Genomic DNA, 525 nt, shown 5'->3' with positions numbered 1-525 from the left:
TCGAGCAGCGCCTCGACTACCGCCGCTGGTACTGCGGCAACTTCCACATCGAGAAGCAGGTAGGTCGCCTCCGCTTCCTCCACAAGGACATCGTGCCGCTCTAGGCGGCCCCCTCGCGCCCGCCCTACGCCGGCGGGAACCTCACCACCAGGTACAGCCCCGCAATAACCACGGTGAGCAGCATGATGGGGAAGCCGGTCTTCAGGAACTGCACGAACGTGATCTCGTGGCCGTTCTTCTTGCTGATGTCGGACAGCACCACGTTGGCGCTGGCGCCGATGAGGGTGCCGTTGCCGCCGAGGCAGGCGCCCAGCGACACGGCCCACCACAGCGGCGTGACGTCCATGCCGGTGGACTCCATGGCCAGCAGGATGGGGATCATGGTGGCCACGAACGGGATGTTGTCCAGGAAGCTGGAGATGACGGCCGAGCCCACCAGCAGCACGAGCATGGTGACGAACACGTTGCCGCCCGTGGCGTCGATGAGCGCGTGCGCCAGCATCTCGATGACGCCCGTCTCGGCCA

Annotated in this window: 1 protein-coding gene; it reads right to left on the bottom strand. The window is 66.1% G+C overall.

Annotated features, from left to right (window positions below; translation table 11 throughout):
• Positions 1-124 precede the first annotated feature (124 nt).
• The coding region (locus tag C2L80_RS13610; RefSeq protein ID WP_193602648.1) for an ArsB/NhaD family transporter at positions 125-525 on the bottom strand (401 nt) is incomplete at its 5' end.

Origin of the sequence: Rubneribacter badeniensis, assembly GCF_002899695.1 — a bacterium.
Classification (GTDB): domain Bacteria; phylum Actinomycetota; class Coriobacteriia; order Coriobacteriales; family Eggerthellaceae; genus Rubneribacter; species Rubneribacter badeniensis.
Note: the sequence above shows the minus strand (reverse complement) of the source record. Positions and strands in the feature narration are given on the sequence as shown.